This is a genomic window from Burkholderia sp. AU39826 (assembly GCF_020419965.1).
Taxonomy (GTDB): Bacteria; Pseudomonadota; Gammaproteobacteria; order Burkholderiales; family Burkholderiaceae; genus Burkholderia; species Burkholderia semiarida.
The window spans coordinates 119,616-140,227 of the sequence record NZ_JAIZQG010000014.1; the positions used below are offsets into that span (position 1 = coordinate 119,616).

At 68.2% G+C, this 20,612-nt stretch carries 17 protein-coding genes; 10 read left to right on the forward strand and 7 right to left on the reverse strand.

Annotated elements, in window-relative coordinates:
* The first annotated feature begins 22 nt into the window (after positions 1–22).
* Positions 23–625 (forward strand): hypothetical protein, encoded by a 603-nt coding sequence (locus LGM42_RS22460; RefSeq protein ID WP_226233219.1) that lies wholly within the window; start codon positions 23–25, stop codon positions 623–625.
* A gap of 45 nt (positions 626–670) precedes the next feature.
* Here the strand turns inward: LGM42_RS22460 and LGM42_RS22465 are convergent, their stop codons facing one another.
* Entirely contained in the window at positions 671–1,633 is a 963-nt protein-coding gene (locus tag LGM42_RS22465) for a LysR substrate-binding domain-containing protein (RefSeq protein WP_226233220.1), read from the reverse strand.
* 57 nt (positions 1,634–1,690) lie between these two features.
* Between LGM42_RS22465 and LGM42_RS22470 the strand changes: the two genes are divergently transcribed.
* The 3 genes from LGM42_RS22470 to LGM42_RS22480 all read left to right on the forward strand — a co-directional run bounded on the left by LGM42_RS22470 (position 1,691) and on the right by LGM42_RS22480 (position 4,775).
* Entirely contained in the window at positions 1,691–2,590 is a 900-nt protein-coding gene (locus LGM42_RS22470) for a DMT family transporter (protein WP_226233221.1), read from the forward strand.
* 640 nt (positions 2,591–3,230) lie between these two features.
* Complete coding sequence (locus LGM42_RS22475) at positions 3,231–4,385, forward strand: branched-chain amino acid ABC transporter substrate-binding protein (RefSeq protein ID WP_059579457.1); 1,155 nt, start codon at positions 3,231–3,233, stop codon at positions 4,383–4,385.
* 87 nt (positions 4,386–4,472) lie between these two features.
* Entirely contained in the window at positions 4,473–4,775 is a 303-nt protein-coding gene (locus tag LGM42_RS22480; protein WP_059579460.1) for a hypothetical protein, read from the forward strand.
* Between the two features lie 93 nt (positions 4,776–4,868).
* On the opposite strand, the gene LGM42_RS22485 is transcribed toward LGM42_RS22480, so the two are convergent.
* Positions 4,869–7,916 carry an FAD-binding and (Fe-S)-binding domain-containing protein gene (locus LGM42_RS22485; RefSeq protein ID WP_226233222.1) on the reverse strand — a complete coding sequence of 1,016 codons (3,048 nt, stop codon included), beginning with the start codon at positions 7,914–7,916 and terminating at the stop codon, positions 4,869–4,871.
* A 152-nt stretch (positions 7,917–8,068) separates the two neighbouring features.
* On the opposite strand from LGM42_RS22485, the gene LGM42_RS22490 reads away from it, so the two are divergent.
* Entirely contained in the window at positions 8,069–8,959 is an 891-nt protein-coding gene (locus tag LGM42_RS22490; protein ID WP_226233223.1) for a LysR substrate-binding domain-containing protein, read from the forward strand.
* A 22-nt stretch (positions 8,960–8,981) separates the two neighbouring features.
* Here the strand turns inward: LGM42_RS22490 and LGM42_RS22495 are convergent, their stop codons facing one another.
* Positions 8,982–9,833, reverse strand: a complete 852-nt coding sequence (locus LGM42_RS22495; protein WP_059638943.1) for a LysR substrate-binding domain-containing protein — start codon at positions 9,831–9,833, stop codon at positions 8,982–8,984.
* 111 nt (positions 9,834–9,944) lie between these two features.
* Here LGM42_RS22495 and LGM42_RS22500 point away from each other — a divergent pair, with 111 nt between their 5' ends.
* The gene (locus tag LGM42_RS22500; RefSeq protein ID WP_060310054.1) at positions 9,945–10,592 is read left to right on the forward strand and encodes a LysE family translocator; all 648 of its coding nucleotides are present in this window, start codon (positions 9,945–9,947) and stop codon (positions 10,590–10,592) included.
* A gap of 102 nt (positions 10,593–10,694) precedes the next feature.
* Here the strand turns inward: LGM42_RS22500 and LGM42_RS22505 are convergent, their stop codons facing one another.
* Positions 10,695–11,480, reverse strand: a complete 786-nt coding sequence (locus tag LGM42_RS22505; protein ID WP_226233224.1) for a sulfite exporter TauE/SafE family protein — start codon at positions 11,478–11,480, stop codon at positions 10,695–10,697.
* Between the two features lie 269 nt (positions 11,481–11,749).
* Between LGM42_RS22505 and LGM42_RS22510 the strand changes: the two genes are divergently transcribed.
* Positions 11,750–13,093, forward strand: coding sequence for a PLP-dependent aminotransferase family protein (locus tag LGM42_RS22510; protein WP_226233225.1), 1,344 nt, complete (start codon positions 11,750–11,752; stop codon positions 13,091–13,093).
* An 85-nt stretch (positions 13,094–13,178) separates the two neighbouring features.
* Here the strand turns inward: LGM42_RS22510 and sfnG are convergent, their stop codons facing one another.
* A complete protein-coding gene (gene sfnG / locus LGM42_RS22515) occupies positions 13,179–14,282 on the reverse strand; it encodes a dimethylsulfone monooxygenase SfnG (RefSeq protein ID WP_060310018.1) in 1,104 nt (367 codons plus the stop codon).
* A gap of 37 nt (positions 14,283–14,319) precedes the next feature.
* Positions 14,320–14,880 carry an FMN reductase gene (msuE, locus tag LGM42_RS22520; RefSeq protein WP_226233226.1) on the reverse strand — a complete coding sequence of 187 codons (561 nt, stop codon included), beginning with the start codon at positions 14,878–14,880 and terminating at the stop codon, positions 14,320–14,322.
* Positions 14,881–15,333: 453 nt separating this feature from the next.
* Here msuE and LGM42_RS22525 point away from each other — a divergent pair, with 453 nt between their 5' ends.
* Together LGM42_RS22525 and dhaL are read left to right on the forward strand one after the other, a co-directional pair.
* Positions 15,334–16,461, forward strand: a complete 1,128-nt coding sequence (locus LGM42_RS22525; RefSeq protein WP_226233227.1) for a sigma-54 interaction domain-containing protein — start codon at positions 15,334–15,336, stop codon at positions 16,459–16,461.
* A gap of 244 nt (positions 16,462–16,705) precedes the next feature.
* Positions 16,706–18,406, forward strand: coding sequence for a dihydroxyacetone kinase subunit DhaL (gene dhaL / locus LGM42_RS22530; protein WP_226233228.1), 1,701 nt, complete (start codon positions 16,706–16,708; stop codon positions 18,404–18,406).
* A 19-nt stretch (positions 18,407–18,425) separates the two neighbouring features.
* Here dhaL and LGM42_RS22535 read toward each other — a convergent pair whose 3' ends face one another.
* On the reverse strand, positions 18,426–18,713 hold the full coding sequence (locus tag LGM42_RS22535) for a DUF1330 domain-containing protein (RefSeq protein ID WP_059579480.1): 288 nt from the start codon (positions 18,711–18,713) through the stop codon (positions 18,426–18,428).
* 262 nt (positions 18,714–18,975) lie between these two features.
* On the opposite strand from LGM42_RS22535, the gene LGM42_RS22540 reads away from it, so the two are divergent.
* Positions 18,976–20,361, forward strand: a complete 1,386-nt coding sequence (locus LGM42_RS22540) for an MFS transporter (protein ID WP_059641089.1) — start codon at positions 18,976–18,978, stop codon at positions 20,359–20,361.
* The last annotated feature ends 251 nt before the right edge of the window (positions 20,362–20,612 follow it).

Genomic DNA, 20,612 nt, shown 5'->3' on the forward strand with positions numbered 1-20,612 from the left:
ACGAGGCAATGCTGGAGAAACCATGATCCAATTTTTCACGCGCTGGTTTGGCAACAAGACAAGCGACCGGAACGACACACCGGACGCGCCCGAGCCGGTTTCCGATGCCGATATCCTGCGCGATCACTTCTCGCCATCGCCAGACGCGTTGGCGGCGCTTGCGAAGCTGGTCGAGCTCATCGTAAAGCCGCTCGACACCGCGACCCGTCACCGTCTCGTCGCCTACGTCCTCGATGCCGAACCCGGAGAAGACACGTCGTCGATACTCGACTGGGTACTGACACGCGACATGAGCGCCCCGGAAACGCTCGACCCTTCCAACTGGTGCCTGTGCATTTCGGTCGACTGGCGCGCATCCGACCAAATCGAATGGCAGGCAAACCAGATGCTCGATACGCTGGGCATCGCCGAGCGCTGGACCTGGGACGGCGAAGGCGACGTACCGGCCGGGCTGCTCGTGCTGGGCGCCTGGCTGGCCGATAAAGGGTACGCGTTGCTTCATCTCGACACCGGACACGACGCCTATACGGCGTTCGCCGTCAGCCAAGACGACCTCGCCGAAGCACTCGCGCTTGCCCATGCCGCGGGTGCGAAAATCTCGATGTACGACGACCTTCGGCCGTGAAAGGCATGCGTCCCGCTCGCCATTCTACGCAATCCGCCGCGCCCCCTACCCCAGCGCCCTGACCATCCGCTCCATCAACGCGAGGACTTCCGGTCGATTCTCGCCCTTCGCATGCACGAAGTGATAGCTGAGCAGCGAATCGACTTCGTGGCGGCTCACGCGCACGAGTGCGCTGCGCCGCAGATACGCATCCGCAAGCGGTGTTCGCGCAAGCGCCACGCCCAGCCCCGCTTCGGCCGCCGCCAGCACGAGGTTGTAATCCTCGAACCGGCGATCCTGCGCACGCGGCTTGAATCGAATGCCGAGCGCATCGAACCACGTGCGCCAGCCGGTCACGTCGGAATCGTGCAGCAACGGCATGTCGAGCAGCGCGGCATCGCCCGTTGCGCGGCGCATCCTGGCCAGTTGCGCGGCAAGCCGCGGATGGGCGACCGGATACAGCCGTTCCGGCATGAACGGGCGGGTTTCAAGCTGACGCCAGTTGCCGCGCCCGTACCGGATCGACAGATCGGCTTCGCCACCGGCGATATCCACGTTGCGCAGCTCGATGCCGAGCTCGATGCGCAGCGCGGGCGCTTCACGCTCGAGCGCAGGCTGCCGCTCCAGCAGCCACAGCTGCGCGAACGCGGGCACCACGCTCATCCGGACCAGCCGCGGCGTGCGCGGCGAGCGCCACTGATCGGCCGCGCCGTCGATGATCGCGAACGCCTGCTCGATCCGGCCGACGAAGCGCTGCCCGTCCGGCGTCAGGCGCACGCCGCGCGCATGCCGCTCGAACAACGCCATCCCGAGCCAGTTTTCCACGGCGGCCACCCGCCGGCTGATCGCGCCGTGCGTGACGCCGGAGACGTCGGCGGCCGCGAGAAACGAACCCTCGCGCGCGACCGTGCAGACCGTCTCCAGGCTCGCGAGCGGCGGCCGCGGGCCCGGCATCGGGGTGGCGGCCACCGGGCGCGCATGCGCCGGACCGTCTGCCCGCCGCGCCGCCGAGCTGTGAGCCATATTCATATCCGGGTGTTGATCTGTGCGCTAGCTTAGCATCTCGCCATGCCGCACCATTACCGCATGAATACGCTTTCGTCACCGACGTCGCGCGGCGCGCGACAACCGCTCGTCGCGGCAGCGGCCGTCGCGTTCACGATCGTCTCGTGGGCGTCCGCCTTCCCGTTCATCCGGATCGGCCTGCACGGCCTCGCACCGCTGCAGCTCGCGGCCGCGCGCTTCGCGACCGCTGCGTTGCTCGTGATCGCGTGGCTCGCGTGGCGACGGCCGCCGCTGCCGACGAAAAGCGATGCGTGGCGCTTTCTCGCGTGCGGCCTGCTCGGCATCGCACTCTATAACGCGCTGCTCAATACCGGCGAACAGACCGTGTCGGCCGGCGCGGCGAGTTTCATCGTGAACACGCTGCCGATCTTCACCGCGTTGCTGGCCGCCGTGTTTCTGCGCGAGCGCTTCAATTGCTGGGGCTGGCTCGGGTCGCTGGTCAGCCTGGCCGGCATCGCGGTGATCGCGCAAGGGCAGCCCGGCGGCCTCGTCCTCGGCTCGGGGAGCACGCTGATTCTCGGCGCGGCGCTGTGTTCGGCCAGCTATTTCGTGTTGCAGCGGCGGCTGATTCCCGTGTACGGCGCGCTGCCGTGCACCGCATACACGCTACTGGCGGGCGCGGCGCTGCTCGCGCCGTGGCTGCCCGGCGCGCTCGGGTCGCTCGGCGGCGGGTCGCGCGATACGGCGCTGGCCGTCGTGGTGCTCGGCGTCTTTCCCGCCGCGCTCGGTTACGCGACATGGACCTTCGCGCTCGGCTACTTCGGCGCCGCGCGCGCGGCCAACTTTCTCTACCTGACGCCGGCGGTTGCGACACTGCTGTCGATGGCGCTGACGGGCGAGCGGCCCGGCATCGCGACGGCGTGCGGCGGCCTGCTGGCGATTGCAGGCGTGACCGTCGTCACATGGCGCGGACGGTCGTAGGCAAGATGGCGGCGATTGCGTGGCCGACGCGACGATCCGAAAACCGAAGCGGGCCGGTCGTGAAAAGCCCCGGTTTCTGCCGAACTGGACGAATGGCGTAGTCAGTGCAATCGGCACCTATTCGTCGATGCTGGCGAACTAGACCGTTAGTTGCATAACGACAGCGATCGCACTCGACGAAGCATGACCATGCAACCGGATACGCGATTCGCAATTGACCAAACTGTGCAGACAAATCGACCAAACAGTTCCCGATTGACCGCACGTCAGTGTCCATGGCTTCGCCGCGACGACCGGCCGAATAATGGATACGGCCGTAAGGCCGACGACAGCGAATCGCAATCCGCAGGCCGCCGCGGCGCACGATTTCCGGTATCCGGAACCTTCGACATCCGCGCGCCGGCAAGCGCCGCAACGGCCCGCCACACGGGGCACGGCGGCACGCGGAAGCGGGTTCCGATATATTCATACGAATTGCATCGCGTCAGGCGCCGGTCCGCCCGCTCGCCCGGGCGGCGGGTCACCTGGCCGGACGCCATGCAAGCGCGCCCGTGACGGGTAGTGAAAATCGTCCGATCGCGCCGGCTGCGGCCGGCCGGTCGAGACGTCAATAGAAAGACATTCAATTCGGAGATGACAGATGGAACGAAGCACTGTCGGCATGCGCTGCAAACCCCTGATCACCGTTGCATTGGCTGCCGCCGCGTTCGCGGCCGCCTCGGGCGCGATGGCCGATCAAGTGGTGAAGATCGGCAGCGTCGAACCGACGACGGGTGGTATCTCGCACCTCGGCAAGGACAACGAGAACGGCGCGCGCCTCGCGGTCGAGGAAATCAACGCGAAGGGCCTGACGATCGGCGGCAAGAAGATCACGCTGCAGCTCGACGCGCAGGATGACGCGGCCGACCCGCGCCAGGCGACGCAGGTGGCGCAGAAGCTCGTCGACGACAAGGTCGTCGCCGTCATCGGCCACCTGAACTCGGGCACGTCGATCCCGGCGTCGAAGATCTACAGCGACGCGGGCATCGTGCAGATCTCGCCGTCTGCCACGAACCCGACCTACACGCAGCAAGGCTTCAAGACCACCTACCGCGTCGTTGCGACCGATGCGCAGCAGGGCCCGGCGCTCGCGAGCTATGCACAGTCGAAGGGCGTGAAGAGCGTCGCGGTGATCGACGATTCGACCGCGTACGGCCAGGGCCTCGCGAACGAGTTCGAGAAGAAGGCGAAGGCGCTCGGCCTGAAGGTGCTGTCGCACGACGCGACCAACGACAAGGCGGTGGACTTCCGCGCGATCCTGACCAAGATCAAGGGCGAGAACCCCGACGCGATCATGTACGGCGGCATGGACGCCACCGGCGGCCCGCTCGCGAAGCAGGCGAAGCAGCTCGGCCTGCGCGCGAAGATCCTGTCCGGCGACGGCGTGTGCACGGACTCGCTCGCGCAGCTGGCCGGCCCGGCGGCCGACAACGTGCTGTGCTCGCAGGCAGGCGCTGCGCTCGAGAAGATGCCGGGCGGCGCGGACTTCCTCGCGAAGTACCAGAAGCGCTTCAACCAGGGCATCAAGTTCGATGCACCGTTCGCGTATGACGCGGTCTACATCGCGGTCGACGCGATGAAGCGCGCGAACTCGACCGATCCGGCGAAGATCCTCGCGGCGATGCCGGCGACGAAGTACGACGGCGTGATCGGCACGACGACGTTCGACTCGAAGGGCGACCTGACGCACGGGATCATCTCGATCTACGGCTACAAGAGCGGCAAGAAGACCTTCCTTGACCAGGTGAAGATGTAACCCCACGCGGCGCCGGCACGACGGGAACGCCACCCGTCGACGCCGGCGCCGCGCGGGCCGAATGCCGATTCACGGAGACGAAGCATCATGTGCGCAATGGCGTATGCGGAATTCCAGCAGGAGTTGAAGAAGGCGCAGTTGACGGCGCGCGAGTTCGCCCGCCTGATCCGGATGAACGAAAGTTCGATCACCAACTATTCGAGCAAGGGCACCGTCCCTTCCCACCTCGCGGTCATCGCGAAACTGATCGGCACGCTGGCCGCGCACGAGATCGACTTCCGGCGCGTGATCCGGCAAATGCGGATCGAGCCGAAACGGCCGCGCGGCGTCGGCGTGCTTCCCGCGGCGGAAAAACCGCGGGCGCGTAAAGCGGCGAAAGCCGACGCCTGACCCGCGCCGGCGGCAGTCGACAGCGGCACGGGGTTGCCGCTCGACGCGCGATCGACGCCGCCTAGGCGGCCCGCGCCCCGCACCGCCCTGTTGTCACCCCACGGCCCGCACATGGTCGAGCAGCGCCTGCAACGGATGGCGCACCTGCTTCGACGACAGGCGTTTCACCTGGCTGCGGCACGAATACCCGGTCGCCAGCGCCTCGCCTTCCTGCTCCGGCCCGTCAACGTGCGCGGCCCAAGACTGCGCATAGATCGTCTTCGACGTCGCGAGATTGCGCGCCTCGTGCCCGTACGTGCCCGACATCCCGCAACACCCGGCCGCCTGAACCTGCAAGCGCAGCCCGCGACGCGCGAACACCTGCACCCATTGCTTGCCGCTGTCCGGCGCATTGGTCTTCTCGGTGCAGTGCGGCAGCAGCCGATATGAAACCGTCGCCCCGCCCGCACCGGCTTCCGGCAGCACATCGAGCAGCCATTCCTGCGGCAGCGCGACCTTCGGCACGTCGGTGAGCCCCGTCACCTTCCGGTACTCCTGCCGATACGTCAGCGTCATCGCCGGATCGAGACCGACCAGCGCGACACCCGAGCGCGCCAGCGCGGCCAGTTGCGTCGCGTTGCGAATCGCGGCCTTTTCGAATGCGTGAAGAAACCCCTGCACGTGCAGCGCCTTGCCGTTCGGCGCGAGCGGCGCGAGCCACACCTGAAAGCCCAGGCGCGCCGCCAGCTCGATCAGCGTCGCCAGTTGCTCGGTATCGAAGTAGCGCGTGAACGTGTCCTGCACGATGACGACGCTGCGCGCGCGCTGCGCATCGCTCAGCGCGGCGAGCGCATGCGGATCGGCCGGCTTCACGCGCCATGCGCGGATCACGGCCGCGAGATCGAAGCGGCTCAGCAGCGGGCTGTCGACCATGCCGACCCGGCGCTCAAGCAGCGTCCGCACCCAACCGGCACCCATCAGCCCGTTGTACAGCGCCGGCACGCGCGCCATCCACGGCATCGTGAATTCGAGCGAGCCGATCAGGTAGTCGCGCAGCGGCCGCAGGTACCGCTGGTGATACAGCTCGAGAAAGCGCGAGCGGAACTCGGGCACGTTCACCTTGACCGGACACTGTCCCGCGCACGACTTGCACGCGAGGCAACCGGCCATCGCGTCGTACACCTCGTGCGAGAAATCCGCGTCGCCATCGCGGGCGTTGCGGCCGTTGCGCCAGCGCGCGGCCAGACCGCGCAGGAACGGCTGCCGCGTGCGCGCCGCCGCGACGACGTCGACGCCCGCCTGCCCTTGCAGGCGCAACCATTCGCGCATCAGCGACGCGCGCCCCTTCGGCGACTGCACGCGTTCGCGCGTCGCCTTCCACGACGGGCACATCGCGTCATCCGGATCGAAGTTGTAGCACGCGCCATTGCCGTTGCAATGCATCGCGGTGCCGTAGCTTTGCCACACGCGCTCGTCGATCTGCCGGTCGTGGTCGCCGCGCGTCGGCACCTCGTCGATCTTCAGCAGCCGCAGCGCGGAGTCCGGCGGCGTCGCGATCTTGCCCGGGTTGAACTGGTTGTGCGGATCGAACGCGGCCTTCAGTTGTTGCAACGACGGATACAGCTCCCCGAAAAACGCCGGCGCATATTCGGAGCGGACGCCCTTGCCGTGCTCGCCCCATAAAAGGCCACCATGGCGCCGCGTGAGTTCGGCCACCGCATCCGACACGGGCCGCACCAGCGCCGCCTGCTTCGGGTCCTTCATGTCGAGCGCCGGGCGCACGTGCAGCACGCCCGCATCGACGTGGCCGAACATCCCGTACTGCAGCCCGTGGCCGTCCAGCAGCGCGCGGAATTCGGCGATGTACGCGGCGAGGTTCTCGGGCGGCACCGCGGTGTCCTCGACGAACGGCTGCGGACGCGCCTCGCCCTGCACGTTGCCGAGCAGGCCGACCGCGCGCTTGCGCATCGCATACACGCGCTTCACCGCGTCGTCGCCGACCGCCAGCGTGTGGCCGAGCCGCGCCACGCTCGTATCGGTGCGCAGATGCTCGACGAACGCACGCACGCGCGCATCGACGTCGTGTTCATCGTCGCCGCTGAATTCGATCAGGTTGATGCCGAGCGTCGGACGCGCGTCGTCCTGCGGGAAATACTCAGCCACGCTGCTCCACACGAAGTCCTTCATCGCGAGCATCAGCACTTTCGAGTCGACCGTCTCGATCGACAGCGGCCGGTGTTCGAGCAGCGCGCGCGCGTCGCGCAACGCGTCCATGAAGCCCGCATAACGCACGTTGACCAGCACCGAAAACTTCGGGATCGGCAGCACGTTGAGCTTCGCCTCGACGACGAAGCCGAGCGAGCCTTCCGCGCCGCACAGCACGCTGTTCAGGTTGAAGCGGCCGTCGGGTTCGCGCAGGTGCGCGAGGTCGTAGCCGGTCAGGCAGCGGTTGAGCTTCGGAAACTTCGCGTCGATCAGCGCGGCCTTGCCGTCGCGGATGCGCCGCGCGGTGCGATACACCTTGCCGACACGGTCCTGCCGCGCGCAGCGGCGCTCCAGTTCTTCATTGTCGAGCGCGTCGCTGTGCAGCCGCTCGCCGCCCATCAGCACGAAATCGAGTTCGAGCACGTGATCGCGCGTCTTGCCGTACGTGCAGCTGCCCTGCCCGCTCGCGTCGGTGTTGATCATCCCGCCGACGGTCGCGCGGTTCGACGTGGACAGTTCCGGCGCGAAGAAGAGGCCGTGCGGCTTCAGCGCCGCATTGAGCTGATCCTTGACGACGCCGGCCTCCACGCGCACCCAGCGTTCTTCCGCGTTGATCTCGAGGATGCGGTTCATGTTCCGCGACAGATCGACGACGATGCCGTCGGTCAGCGACTGCCCGTTGGTGCCGGTGCCGCCGCCGCGCGCGGCCACGGCGACGTCGCGGTGCGCGGACTCGGCCAGCAGCCGGGCCAGCAACTGGACGTCGTCCGCATGCGCGGGGCAGACCACTGCCTGCGGCAGGCGCTGGTAGATCGAGTTGTCGGTGGCCTGCACGGTCCGGTTCGCGTGGTCCGCACGAATTTCCCCGGCGAAGCCGGCCGCCTGCAGCGCGGCGAGAAAATCGCGATAAACGTTCGCGGACGGGCTCGCGGGACGGGGCAACGGAACGATCGACATGGGACAAAACGCAATGTGGGTTGAGCCGGCCGGTTCGCGTGCGCCGAAACATGAATTTTTCGCAAGTTTCCGCGCAACCGGGAATTCCAGTATCTTTGTATATCCCGCCGGAAACAAACGAATTCTCACGCGGAAAATCTTGCAAAAAACTCATGAATTACCGTCGCCTCACCCCGTCGATGTCGCTGCTGCTCGCATTCGAGGCCGCCGCGCGGCATGAAAGCTACACGCGCGCGGCCGACGAGCTGTCGCTGAGCCAGAGCGCGATCAGCCGGCAGGTGCAGACGCTCGAGGATCAGCTCGGCGTACCGCTGTTCCGGCGCGAGGGCCGCTCGGTCAAGCTGACCGAAGTCGGCAGCCGCTACTTCGCCGAGCTGAGCGGCGCGCTCGGGCGCATTCGCGGCGCGACGCTGCAGGCGATGTCGCATCAGGCGGGCGCCGGCTCGCTGCGGCTGGCCACCCTGCCGACGTTCGGCTCGAAATGGCTGCTGCCGCACCTGCACGGCTTCTACGCCGCGCATCCGGGTGTGACCGTGCACCTTCATTCACGGATCGGCGCGATCGATTTTCTCAACGACGACCTCGACGCGGCGATCACCGTTGGCGCGGACGACTGGCCGGGCCTGCACGCGCACCGGCTGTACAACGAGTTCCTGATCGCGATCGCGCCGCCCGATACGGGGCGCGGCCGCAAGACCGACACGCGCACGCCGGCCTGGGCCGCGAAGCAGACGCTGCTGGGCGTGACGAGCAATCAGCAGGCCTGGGCCGAGTGGTTCTCGCACTATCGACTCGACCATCGCCAGATGCGCGTCGGCCCGAGCTTCGAGCTGACGTCGCACCTGATTCAGGCCGTGCGCGCGGGAATGGGGATCGGGCTGGTGCCGAAGGTGCTCGTCGAGGATGAATTGAGCCGCGGCGAACTCGTGTCGATCGGCGACACGATTACCAGCCAGCGCAGCTATTACCTCGTCTACCCGCCGGGCAACGAAACGCTGCCGTCGCTCGTAGCCTTCCGCGAATGGCTGCTGGCGTCGTGCTGACACGCTTCCGGCGACGTGCCGGTCAGACACGCCATTCGCCGAGAATCTGCTCGGCGAGGTAGTCGCACGGCGGGCGCGCGGACTGCGCGCTGCGCGCGAGCACGACTTCCATTTCGCCGAGCGGCGGCAACCCGTGGCTTTCCGACAGCTGCACGAGATGATCGGGAATACAACAGCGCGCGAGCGGCGCGACCGCGAGCCCGGCCTCCACCATGCTCAGCAGCCCGAGGTGGCTCGGGCTTTCGTACGACATCCGGTACGGGATCTTCCGCCGATTCAGCGCCCTCACCGCGTGATCCCGCGCCATGCTGCCACCATGCGGGAAAAACGCCACCGGCAGCGGCCGCTCTTCCCACACGTTGCGCTTCGGCGAGCCGACCCAGACGAGCGGCTCCATCCGGATCAGCTCGCCCGTCACGCCCTTGATCCGCGTGAGGCATGCGAGGTCGACCGTGTTGTCCTTCAGCATCGGCACGAGCGCGCTGCTCGGCTGGCCGATCACGCGCACTTCCACGCGCGGATGCATCGCGGCGAACTTGCCGAGCACCTGCGGCAGCAGCGACGAGATGTAATCGTCGGGCACGCCGATCGTCACGCGGCCGCGAATCTCCGGACGCACGACCGACGCCCACGCCTCGTCGCGCATCGCGAGCATCCGGCGGCCGTAGTCGGCCAGCATCCTGCCGTCGTCGGTCGCCGTCACGTTGCGCGTGTCGCGGATGAACAGCGGCTTGCCGAGCGCGTCCTCCAGCGTCCTGATCTGCATGCTCACCGCCGACGGCGACCGATGCACGGCCTGCGCGCCCTGCGCGAACGATCCGGAATCCGCGACGGCCACCACCATCGCGAGCACATCGAGGTCGAGCTTTTTCATGTCGATTCAGAAAAACTGATCAATCGATTCAGTTTATCCCGTTTTACTGTTCACCCCCAGCGCCGGACAATGAATTCCGTCAGCACTCACTCGATGCAGGAAGCGGAAAACATGCATACGTCCGGATCGCTCTACGGGTTTCTCGTCATCGGCGGCATGCTCGCGGTCACGCCGGGGCCGAACATGGTCTACGTGATGTCGCGCTCGATCGCGCAAGGGCGCGCGGCCGGCCTCGTTTCGCTCGCCGGCGTGATGATCGGCTACCTGTTCTACATGTTCGCCGCGGCGTTCGGCATCACGACGCTGTTCATGAGCGTGCCCTATGCGGGCAGCGTGCTGGGCGCGGTCGGGGCGGCCTATCTGCTGTATCTCGCATGGCAGGCGGTGCGGCCGGGCGGCCGCTCGCCGTTCGAGGTGAAGACGCTGCCGAACGAGCAGCCGTTGCGGCTGCTCGCGATGGGCGCGACGACCAGTGTGCTGAACCCGAAGCTCGCGATGCTGTTCGTGTCGCTGCTGCCGCAGTTCATCGACTACGGGCGAGGCAGCGTGTTCGGCCAGTCGCTGTTTCTCGGCTCGCTGCTGATTGCCGCGTTCGCGTCGGCCAACGGGCTGGTGGCGATCTGCTCGAGCAGCCTCGCGAGGTTCCTGCACGGCCGCCCGATGCTGCTGCTCGCGCAGCGCTGGGCGATGGGGCTCGTCCTGGGCGGGCTCGGCGTGCAGATGGTGATCGACGCCGCAAGGCTCGCGGCGCGCGCGTAGCACGCAGGCGGGCTGCGACGCAGACGCCCGCTCGGCGCCGCGTCCGGAAGCCCGCACGCAGTCGTGCCGACGTCGAGCGAGGTCGATCCCGAGCGATCTGCCTTATGCGAGATAGCCGGAAACGCCATCCCAAAGCAGTTTCAACGCAGTCACCGTGAGCAATCCATAACAACTCCGGTAGATCAGGCGCTGGTCCAGCCTGCCGTGCAGTCGCCAGCCGCACACGACGCCGGCCGGAATCGCGAACAGGCATACGGCCATCAATGCCCAGACGTGTCCGGTCGGCCTCACGATCAACAGCCAGGGCACCGCCTTGATCGCATTGCCGACGGTGAAGAACAGGCTCGTCGTTCCCGCATACATTTCCTTGCCCAGGCCGAGCGGCAGCAGATACATCGCGAGCGGCGGCCCGCCCGAGTGCGCGACCATCGTGGTCACGCCCGACGCGAGGCCGGCCGTGACGGCCTTCGGCGCCGAGCGCGGACGCGTCGTCGGCTGCGCGCCGCTTCTCACCCACAGCCCAACGAAGACCAACGTGACCGCCGCCATCAGCAGCTCGATGGCACGATGGTCGAGGAAGCGGAATGCCAGATAGCCGAACCCGATGCCGCATACCAGCCCGGGCAGCAGCAGCGCGAGATCGGGCCTCGACCATGTGGACGGCTTCCAGTAGCGCAACGCGAACAGGTCCATCGCGATGAACAACGGCGCGAGCAAGCCGCCCGCCGTCACCGGGTCCATCACGAGCGACAGCAGCGGAATGCCGATGATGGCGAAACCGCCGCCGAACGCGCCGCGCATGAACGCGATCACGAACACGCCGGCGAACGCGATGAGAATCGTGATCGGCGTCAGTTGCACGCCCATCGCGGCGGACGCGGCCATCATGATGCGCTCGGGGGTGCGGGCTGCGGCGCGGGCCGCACGGACGATGTCGCTGGACAGCCGGTCGAGCGTGAACGGGTGACATACATGCTGTTGCTCCAGATGGGGGCAGGGACGATCCGCCGCGTCGGCGCACGGGCTGCCGCTTCACGAGCCCGCAGGCATCTCGGAGCCCGTACAATCGGCGCGATGCATGCAGAATGCACCGCCCTCCATCTCAGTGCAATTGATAGATTGATCTCGGTGCAATAATCATTGTTATCGGTGCAATCATGTCCCAATCCGACTATCTGCAATTGGCCGACGCGATCGCCGCGCAAATCGCGGACGGCACGCTCAGGCCCGGCGAGCGCCTGCCGTCGCAGCGGCGCTTCGCGGACCAGCACGCGATCGCCTCATCGACCGCCGGGCGCGTCTACGCGGAACTGTTGCGCCGCGGTTTGGTCGTCGGTGAGGTCGGCCGCGGCACGTTCGTGTCCGGCGACACGCGGCGCGGCGCGGCGGCGCCGGGCGAGCCGCGCGGCATCCGGATCGATCTCGAGTTCAACTACCCGACCGTGCCGGACCAGACCGCACTGATTGCCCGCAGCCTCGGCGAATTGCACCGACCTGCGGAACTCGACACGGCGTTGCGGGAAGCGACGAGCATCGGTACGCCGGCCATGCGCCGCGATGCCGCCACGTACCTGTCGCACGCCGATTGGGCGCCTTCGCCCGACCAGCTCGTGTTTACCGGCAACGGGCGGCAGAGCATCGCGGCGGCCGTCGCCGCGGTCGTCCCGACCGGCGGGCGCTGCGGCGTGGAAGCGCTGACCTATCCGTTCATCAAGGGCATCGCCGCCAAGCTCGGGATCACGCTGGTGCCGCTGGCGATGGACGAAGACGGCGTGCGGCCCGACGCCGTGCAAAGGGCGCATCGCGAAGCGCGGCTGTCGGCGATCTACATCCAGCCGGCCATCCAGAATCCGCTCGGCACGACGATGAATGCCGCGCGCCGCGCCGATCTGCTGCGCGTGATCGACACGCTCGGCATTCCCGTCATCGAGGACAACGTCTACGGCTTCCTCGGCGACGCGCCGCCGTTGGCCGCGCTCGCGCCCGATGCGTGCATCGTCATCGACAGCCTGTCCAAGAAGGTCACGCCCGGCCTGACGCTGGGCTTCATCGTGCCGCCGCCGCGGCTGCGCGAGAGCGTGATGGCGTCGGTGCGCTCGGGCGGATGGACTGCATCGGGATTCGCGTTCGCGGCCGCGCAGCGCCTGATTCGCGACGGCGTCGTGGCCGAGCTGGCGAGATTGAAACGGATCGACGCACGCGCGCGCCAGGCGCTGGCGATCGATCGCCTGTCAGGATTCGACGTGCGGACCAACGGCCAGTGCTATCACCTGTGGCTGACGCTCCCGCCACACTGGCGCTCGCAAGCGCTCGTCGCGGCAGCGGGCCGCCGTGACATCGGCCTGACGCCGTCGACCACCTTCGCGGTGTCGGCCGGCCATGCGCCGAACGCGGTCAGGCTCGCGCTCGCGGCACCGACGACGGACCAGCTCGATGCCGGCCTGCGCACGCTGACCGCGATGCTCAACGCCAGGGAAGAGGATTTCGAGTTGACCGAGTAAGCGGCGCGTGAGCGCGCCGGCTCACGCGGCTCGCCGATTGGGAATCCCGATCGATGCCGGCGCCGCGTGCGCACGGCGCCCCGCATTACGCGGCAATCGCCTGCCGCTGCGCCTCCAGCTCGCGCACGAGCGGCAGCACGCGCTTGCCGAAGTACTCCACTTCCTCGATGAAATGCAGGAACCCGGCCAGCACGAGATCGACGCCGATCGCCTTCAGCGCGACGATCCGCTCGGCGATCTGCCGCGGCGTGCCGATCAGGTTCGTGCGAAAGCCGTCGTTGTACTGCACGAGATCCTCGAACGTCGATTTCGCCCAGTTGCCCTCGCCCTCGGGCGACGCCTTGCCGGCCTGCTTCACCGCATCGCCGAACGCGTGCACGGCCTCGACGTGCGCATGCCGGATGATGTCGTCGAGCACGGCCTTCGCTTCTTCCTCGGTGTCGCGCGCGATCACGAACGCATTGACGCCGATCCGCACGCGATGGTTGTTCGCGGCCGCCTTCGCGCGGATGTCGTCGATCTGCGCCTTCAGGTTCTCCGGCGTATTGCCGTTCGTGAAATACCAGTCCGACACGCTCGCCGCGTTGTCGCGCGCCGCGCGCGAGCTGCCGCCCTGGAAGATTTCCGGATGCGGCTTCTGCACCGGCTTCGGGCTCAGCGTGTAGTCGTTGAAGCGGTAGAAGTCGCCCTTGAACGTGAAATTGTCCTGTGTCCAGATGCCCTTGAGCGCCTGGATGAATTCCTTCGAGCGCCGATAGCGTTCGTCGTGCTCGAGCCACGGCTCGCCGATCGCGGTGAATTCGCCCTTGAACCAGCCGCTCACGACGTTGATCGCGATGCGCCCGTTCGAGATGTGGTCGATCGTCGCGAGCTGCTTCGCGACCACGGCCGGATGCCACGGCCCCGGCAGGATCGCGGCGAGCACCTTGAGCTTCGTCGTCGCATGCAGCAGCGCCTGGCTGAACGACACCGACTCGTGCTGATATTCGGCGCCGTAGCCGGCCGTGAAGCGGATCTGGCTCAGCGCGTAGTCGAAGCCGGCTGCCTCGGCCGTGCGCGCGAGCTTCTGGTTGTATTCGAGGCTCCAGTCGGTGCGCTGCTCGATCGTGCTCACGACGAGGCCGCCGCTGACGTTCGGCACCCAGTACGCGAATTTGACGCCGTCGGCGGAAGGGTCGGGAAGGCTCATGAAGGTGTCCTGGTCGAAGGGGAAATGAAAAATCGGCTTACGCGGCCGCGGCGGAAAGCACATGCGCGCGCAGTTGCGGCACCGCGCGATTCACCGCGAGCGCGATGCGCTCGCGCAACGCCGGGCTGGCGATCTGGTACGCGTTGAAATCGCTTTCGGACGCATACACGCCGATCGGCAGCGTGCGTGCCTGGAAGAAGCTGAACAACGGGCGCAGCTGATGGTCGATCACGAGCGCATGCTGCTCGCTGCCGCCGGTGGCCGCGAGCAGCACGGGCACGTCGACGAGCGCGTCGTGGCGCACGAGGTCGAACAGGTGCTTGAAAAGGCCCGTGTACGACGCGCGGTACACCGGGCTCGCGACGACGAGCGCGTCTGCCGTCTCGATCGCGCGGATCAGCGCATCGAGATCGGCCGGCACCTGCGCACGCGTCAGCGCGCCGGCCAGCCGGCTGCCGATCTCGCCGAGTTCGATCAGCCGCGTATCGATCGGCAGCGCGGCGCCGAGCGCCGTGACGATCGCGTCGGTCAGCGCCAGCGTGCGCGACGGCCGCTGCAGGCTACCCGATATCGCGACGACGTTGAGGGTGTGGCTCATGCCATGTGTTCCCGTGGTGGAGCCGCGTGCAGTGCGGCGATACCGGTTCGGGTCAGCAAGGAGCGTGCCATCGGTTCGGGTGCGCGTCGGCAAGGTCGTCTGCATCCCGAAACTTTGCGACATCGCCCGTCAGAATTGGCGCTCGACCAAATGCGCGACAGTGGCAAGCGTTTCGGTTCGTGCGTCACATCGATATTCCGCAACGAGATGAATCCGGTGCAGCGGGCCTGCTGATGCGCCGCTGATCAGGCAGCAGCGCATCACGCGCAATAGCACCCGATTCGACGTTCGAGCGTCACGGCGCCGCCGCGCTTCCGCGCCATTGCAGGTTCCGCAGCAATCGCGCTTTGGTTATCAGAAATCGATGCTTTTCGCGCGCGGCGAAACGGTCAACACTCTGCTGATCACGCAGCAGCCGCCCCGCATTGCCTGGCCATCCAACGGTTCATCGCCATGACTTCCATTTCCGCATCGCCGCGCCCGCTCAATCTTCGTGTCGTCACCGCTTCCCGCGACCTCGCCGAGCTTCAGGCCGAGGCGCCCGTGCTCACGCGGCCCGAACGTCACGCGCAGCCCTGTGCGCAAGCGCAGGTGTTCGCCGATCCGCGTTCGCTCGCGCTGCTCGAACAGGTTCGCCGCGTCGCGCCGAGCGACGCGAACGTGCTGATCGTCGGCGAGACGGGCACCGGCAAGGAACTGATCGCGCGCCGCGTGCACGATCTCGGCGCCCGTCGCGACGGGCCGTTCGTCGCGGTGAACTGCGGCGCATTCTCCGAAACGCTCGTCGACAGCGAACTGTTCGGCCACGAGAAAGGCGCGTTTACGGGTGCGATCAACGCGAAGCCCGGCTGGTTCGAAGCCGCGCACGGCGGCACCCTCTTTCTCGACGAAATCGGCGACCTGCCGCTCGCGATGCAGGTCAAGCTGCTGCGCGTGCTGCAGGAACGCGAGGTCGTGCGGCTCGGTTCGCGCACGGGGATTCCGGTCGACGTGCGCGTGGTCGCGGCGACCAACGTCGACTTGCAGCAGGCCGTCGCGGCCGGACATTTTCGCGGCGACCTGTTCTACCGGCTCAACGTCGTGCAGCTCGCGGTCCCGCCGCTGCGCGAGCGCCCGGGCGACATCCTGCCGCTCGCGCGGCACTTCTTCGACATGTACCGCGACCGGCTCGGCAGCGGCCCGCGCCGCATCGATCCGCGCGCCGAGCGTCGGCTTGAGGCGCACGGCTGGCCGGGCAATATCCGCGAACTGGAGAACGTGATCCATCACGCGCTGCTCGTGAGCCGCCACGACGCGCTGCAGGACACCGACCTGCACATCGCGCCGCCATGCCGCCCGACCGTTGCCGCGCCGGCAGCCGATTCGCCCGCCGACGCACAGGCGGCGCTCGAACACGCGCTGCGCGACCTGTTCGACGAAGGGCACGGCAATCTCTTCGAACACATCGAGGACACGGTCATGCGCGTCGCGTTCGAATTCAGCCATCGCAACCAGATCCGCGCCGCGCAGTTGCTCGGCATCAGCCGCAACGTGCTGCGTGCGCGGCTGATTCGCGCGAAGGCGATCGCCGCGCTGAAATAGCGGCATACGGCGCGCGCCGCCGTTCCGCCCCGGCGCGATCACGTCGCGATCCGTGTCGCGACGTCCGAACCTGATGTATCGTGGCGCCAGGCGTACGCTTCGTTGCCCGCCCCGCATCCGGTCGTCGGTTATGCGATCGCCTGCGACCGGCAACCGCTCACGCACGATCCTCCGCAACTCGAAAGCCGTCCGGCGCCCGTGCGCGTCCGGCCGAGCCCTGTTCACCCGTCCGGAACCCGTCGCCATGAAAAAGCTAGTAAACCGCCCGTCCGACGTCGTGCGAGAGATGCTGGAAGGCATCGCGCGGCAATCGCCGCATCTCGCGATCCTCGGCGACGAGCACGTGCTCGTCCGCCAGCCGCTGCCCGAGCCGTCGCAGCGGCCGGTCGCGATCCTGTCCGGCGGCGGCAGCGGCCACGAGCCCGCGCACGGCGGCTATGTCGGCGAAGGGATGCTGAGCGCGGCCGTGTGCGGCGAAGTGTTCACGTCGCCGTCGACCGACGCCGTGCTCGCCGCGATTCGCGCGAGCGCCGGCCCGAACGGCGCGCTGCTGATCGTGAAGAACTACACCGGCGACCGGCTCAATTTCGGGCTCGCCGCCGAACTCGCACGCGCGGAAGGCATTCCGGTCGAGACCGTCATCGTCGCCGACGACGTCGCGCTGCGCGGCCGCGTCGAGCGCGGCCAGCGGCGCGGGATCGCCGGCACCGTGCTGATCCACAAGCTCGCGGGCGCCGCCGCCGCGCGCGGGCTGCCGCTTGCCCGCGTCGCGAGCATCGCGCGCGACGCGGCAGCCGAGCTCGGCACGATGGGTGTCGCGCTCGACGGCTGCACGATCCCGGGCGCCGACAAATCGGGCTTCAGCCTCGCCGATCACGAGATCGAGCTGGGCCTCGGCATCCACGGCGAGAAAGGCGTCGAGCGCCGTGCGCCGCTGCCGGCCGACGCGCTGGCCGACACGCTGCTGTCGAGCATCGTCGCCGATCTCGTGCTCGAGCGCGGCGAGCGCGTCGCGCTGTTCGTCAACGGCCTCGGCGCGACGCCGGACATGGAACTCGCGATCGTGCTGCGCGCCGCGTTCGACAACCTGAGCCGGCGCGGCATCGTCGTCGCGCGCGCATGGGCCGGCACGTTCCTGTCCGCGCTGAACATGCCGGGCTGCTCGATCTCGGTGCTGCGGCTGAACGACGAGCGCGCGGCGCTGCTCGATGCGCCGACGCAGGCGCGCGCATGGCCGGGCGGCGGCATCGCGAACACGCGGATTCGCGTGGCCGCGGCCGCGTCGCAGGACGCGCCGCTGCCGCCGCTCGACACAGCCGGCCGCGCGTGGGCCGCGCGCCTGCAACCGGCGCTGCACGCGGTGGCGCAAACATTGATCGAGCACGAGCAGACGTTGACGGATCTCGACGCGGCAGCCGGCGACGGCGATCTCGGCGCGAGCATGCGGCGCGCCGCGCAGGCGATCCTCGAACTACCCGACACCGCGTACGGCACGCCGTCCGGTGCGCTCGCGGCGCTCGGCGCCGCGTTGCGTCGCGCGATCGCCGGCAGCTCCGGTCCGTTCTATGCGACCGCGCTGCTGCGCGCGTCGCGCCGGCTGGCCGATATCGCCGAGCCGTCGCCGCGCGACTGGGCCGCGGCATTGCGCGCGGCGGTGGATTCGATCAGTGAACTCGGCGGCGCGCAGGCCGGCGACCGGACGATGCTCGATGCGCTGGTGCCGGCCGTCGAAGCATTCGGCCGCGCGCTCGACGGCGATCGCGATCCCGCGAGCGCATGGGCGGCGGCCGTCGACGCGGCCGAGCGAGGCGCGCGGGAAACGGCACGCATGACGCCGCGCGCGGGACGGGCCAGCTATCTCGGCGAACGCGCGATCGGTACGCCGGATGGCGGCGCGGTGGCCGTCGCGTACTGGCTGCGCGCGCTGCTGCCGCACGTGCGGTAACCGGCGCGCGCGGCCGCGCTCAGACGCCCTCGACCAGCACCGCGCGATAGCGCGCGCCCTTGAACCGGTGCTGGACGACCTTCTGGTATTCGGGGCCGTGATACCACGCGTGCGCGGCCTCCTTCGACGGGAACTCGACGATCACGACGCCTTCCGGGCCTTCGCCCTCGAGGGTTTCCTGCGGCCCATAAGCGGCGAGCACCTTCACCGGATGGCCGGCGAGGGTCGCACCGACCTGGCTCGAGTAGAGGTCGAGCTCATGCTGGTCCTGCGTGCTTTCCCGTGTAAAGACGATGTAGGTCGCCACGATATGCGCTCCTGATGAAGGGTGAAAAAAGGGACGCCACGCGCCGCACACTCCGACGAATCCCGCATGGCTGCGCGCAGCTTACCGCCATTCGCCGGCCGGCGCCGCGGCGAGCCGGCCCCGGCCTCCGCCGGCCCCCCGCCACGGCGCGGGAAAACCCCGATCTCCACATCGTCCTATGACATCGGGCATCGCTAATTGGCGGGATTACTTTGATCCTCGTCGGCGCCCGCCCGGGCGCATGCTGATAGCGAGGACCCTCATGCGATACGTGCCATCGTGGACTTCCGTTTCCGCCGCGTCGTCGATTCCCGACGATACAACCACCCAGCGCGGCGACGAGCCGCACAGCCTGCCGCGGGTCGCGATCACGGCCGCCGCCCTCGGCAACGCGACCGAATGGTTCGATTACGGTATTTACGCGTACGGCCTCGCGTACATTTCCGCCGCGCTGTTTCCCGGCAACACGGCCAGCGCGACGCTGTTCGCGCTCGGCACGTTCGCGATCTCGTTCTTGATCCGCCCGCTCGGCGGCCTGTTCTGGGGGCCGCTCGGCGACCGGCTCGGCCGCAAGCGCGTGCTCGCGCTGACGGTCCTGACGATGTCGGGCGCAACCTTGCTCGTCGGCTTGCTGCCGAGCTACGCGACGGCCGGCTGGCTGGCGCCGGCCGCGCTGATCGTGCTGCGCATGGTGCAGGGCTTCTCGACCGGCGGCGAATACGGCGGTGCGGCGACCTTCATCGCCGAATACGCGCCCGATTCGCGGCGCGGCCTGTGCGGCAGCTTCCTCGAATTCGCGACGCTCGCCGGCTTCTCGCTCGGCGCGTTCCTGATGCTCGGCTTCGCGCTGCTGCTCGGCGATTCGGCGATGCATGCGTGGGGTTGGCGCCTGCCGTTCCTCGTCGCGGCGCCGCTCGGCCTGATCGGGTTCTACCTGCGCTCGCGCCTCGAGGAAACGCCGGTGTTCCGCGAACTCGAGGAGCAGGCGCACCGCCGCGAGAAAAGCGTCGCCGCCGCGCTGCCGATCCGGCTGCTGCTGGTGCGCTATGCGAAGCCGCTGCTGCTGCTCGGCGGGCTCGTCGTCGCATTGAACGTCGTCAACTACGTGCTGCTCGCGTACATGCCGACCTACATGCACAAGGAGCTCGGCGTCAGCGAAAACATGTCGCTGCTGATTCCGCTGATCGGCATGCTCGCGATGATGGTGCTGCTGCCGTTCGCCGGCTGGCTGTCGGATCGCGTCGGCCGCAAGACGATGTGGTGGATCTCGCTCGTCGGGCTGTTCGTCGCGGCCGTGCCGATGTTCACGCTGATGACGCACGGCCCGCTCGGCGCGTTCGTCGGCTTCGCGGTGCTCGGGGTGCTCTACGTGCCCCAGCTCGCCACCATTTCCGCGATGTTCCCGGCGATGTTCCCGACCCACGTCCGGTATGCGGGCATGGCGATCGCCTACAACGTGTCGACGTCGCTGTTCGGCGGCACCGCGCCGATCGTCAACGACTGGCTGATCGGCAAGACCGGCAACGCACTGATTCCCGCGTACTACATGATGGCCGCCTGCGCGGTCGGGCTGATCGCGCTGCTGGCGGTGATCGAGACGCGCGGATGTTCGCTGCGCGGCGACACGCTCCCCGGCCAGCCGGGCTGACCCGCGCGCCGGCCGCGCCCGGCTTCCCATAAACGGCAACCATTGCATCGCCCGCCGTCCGGCAACGGACGGCGGGCGACGTGCATTTCGGGCAACCGAAGCCGCGGCCCGATTGTTGTCGTCCTGACAACACGATGTGCCCCCGCGCGGCGCTGTCGGCGTGTGTCGGCCGTCACTACAATCGTTGACACGCTCGACCGGAATCCGGGCGAACCGAAGCGCGGCCTTCACGATCGCGCCAGCGAGCCGCG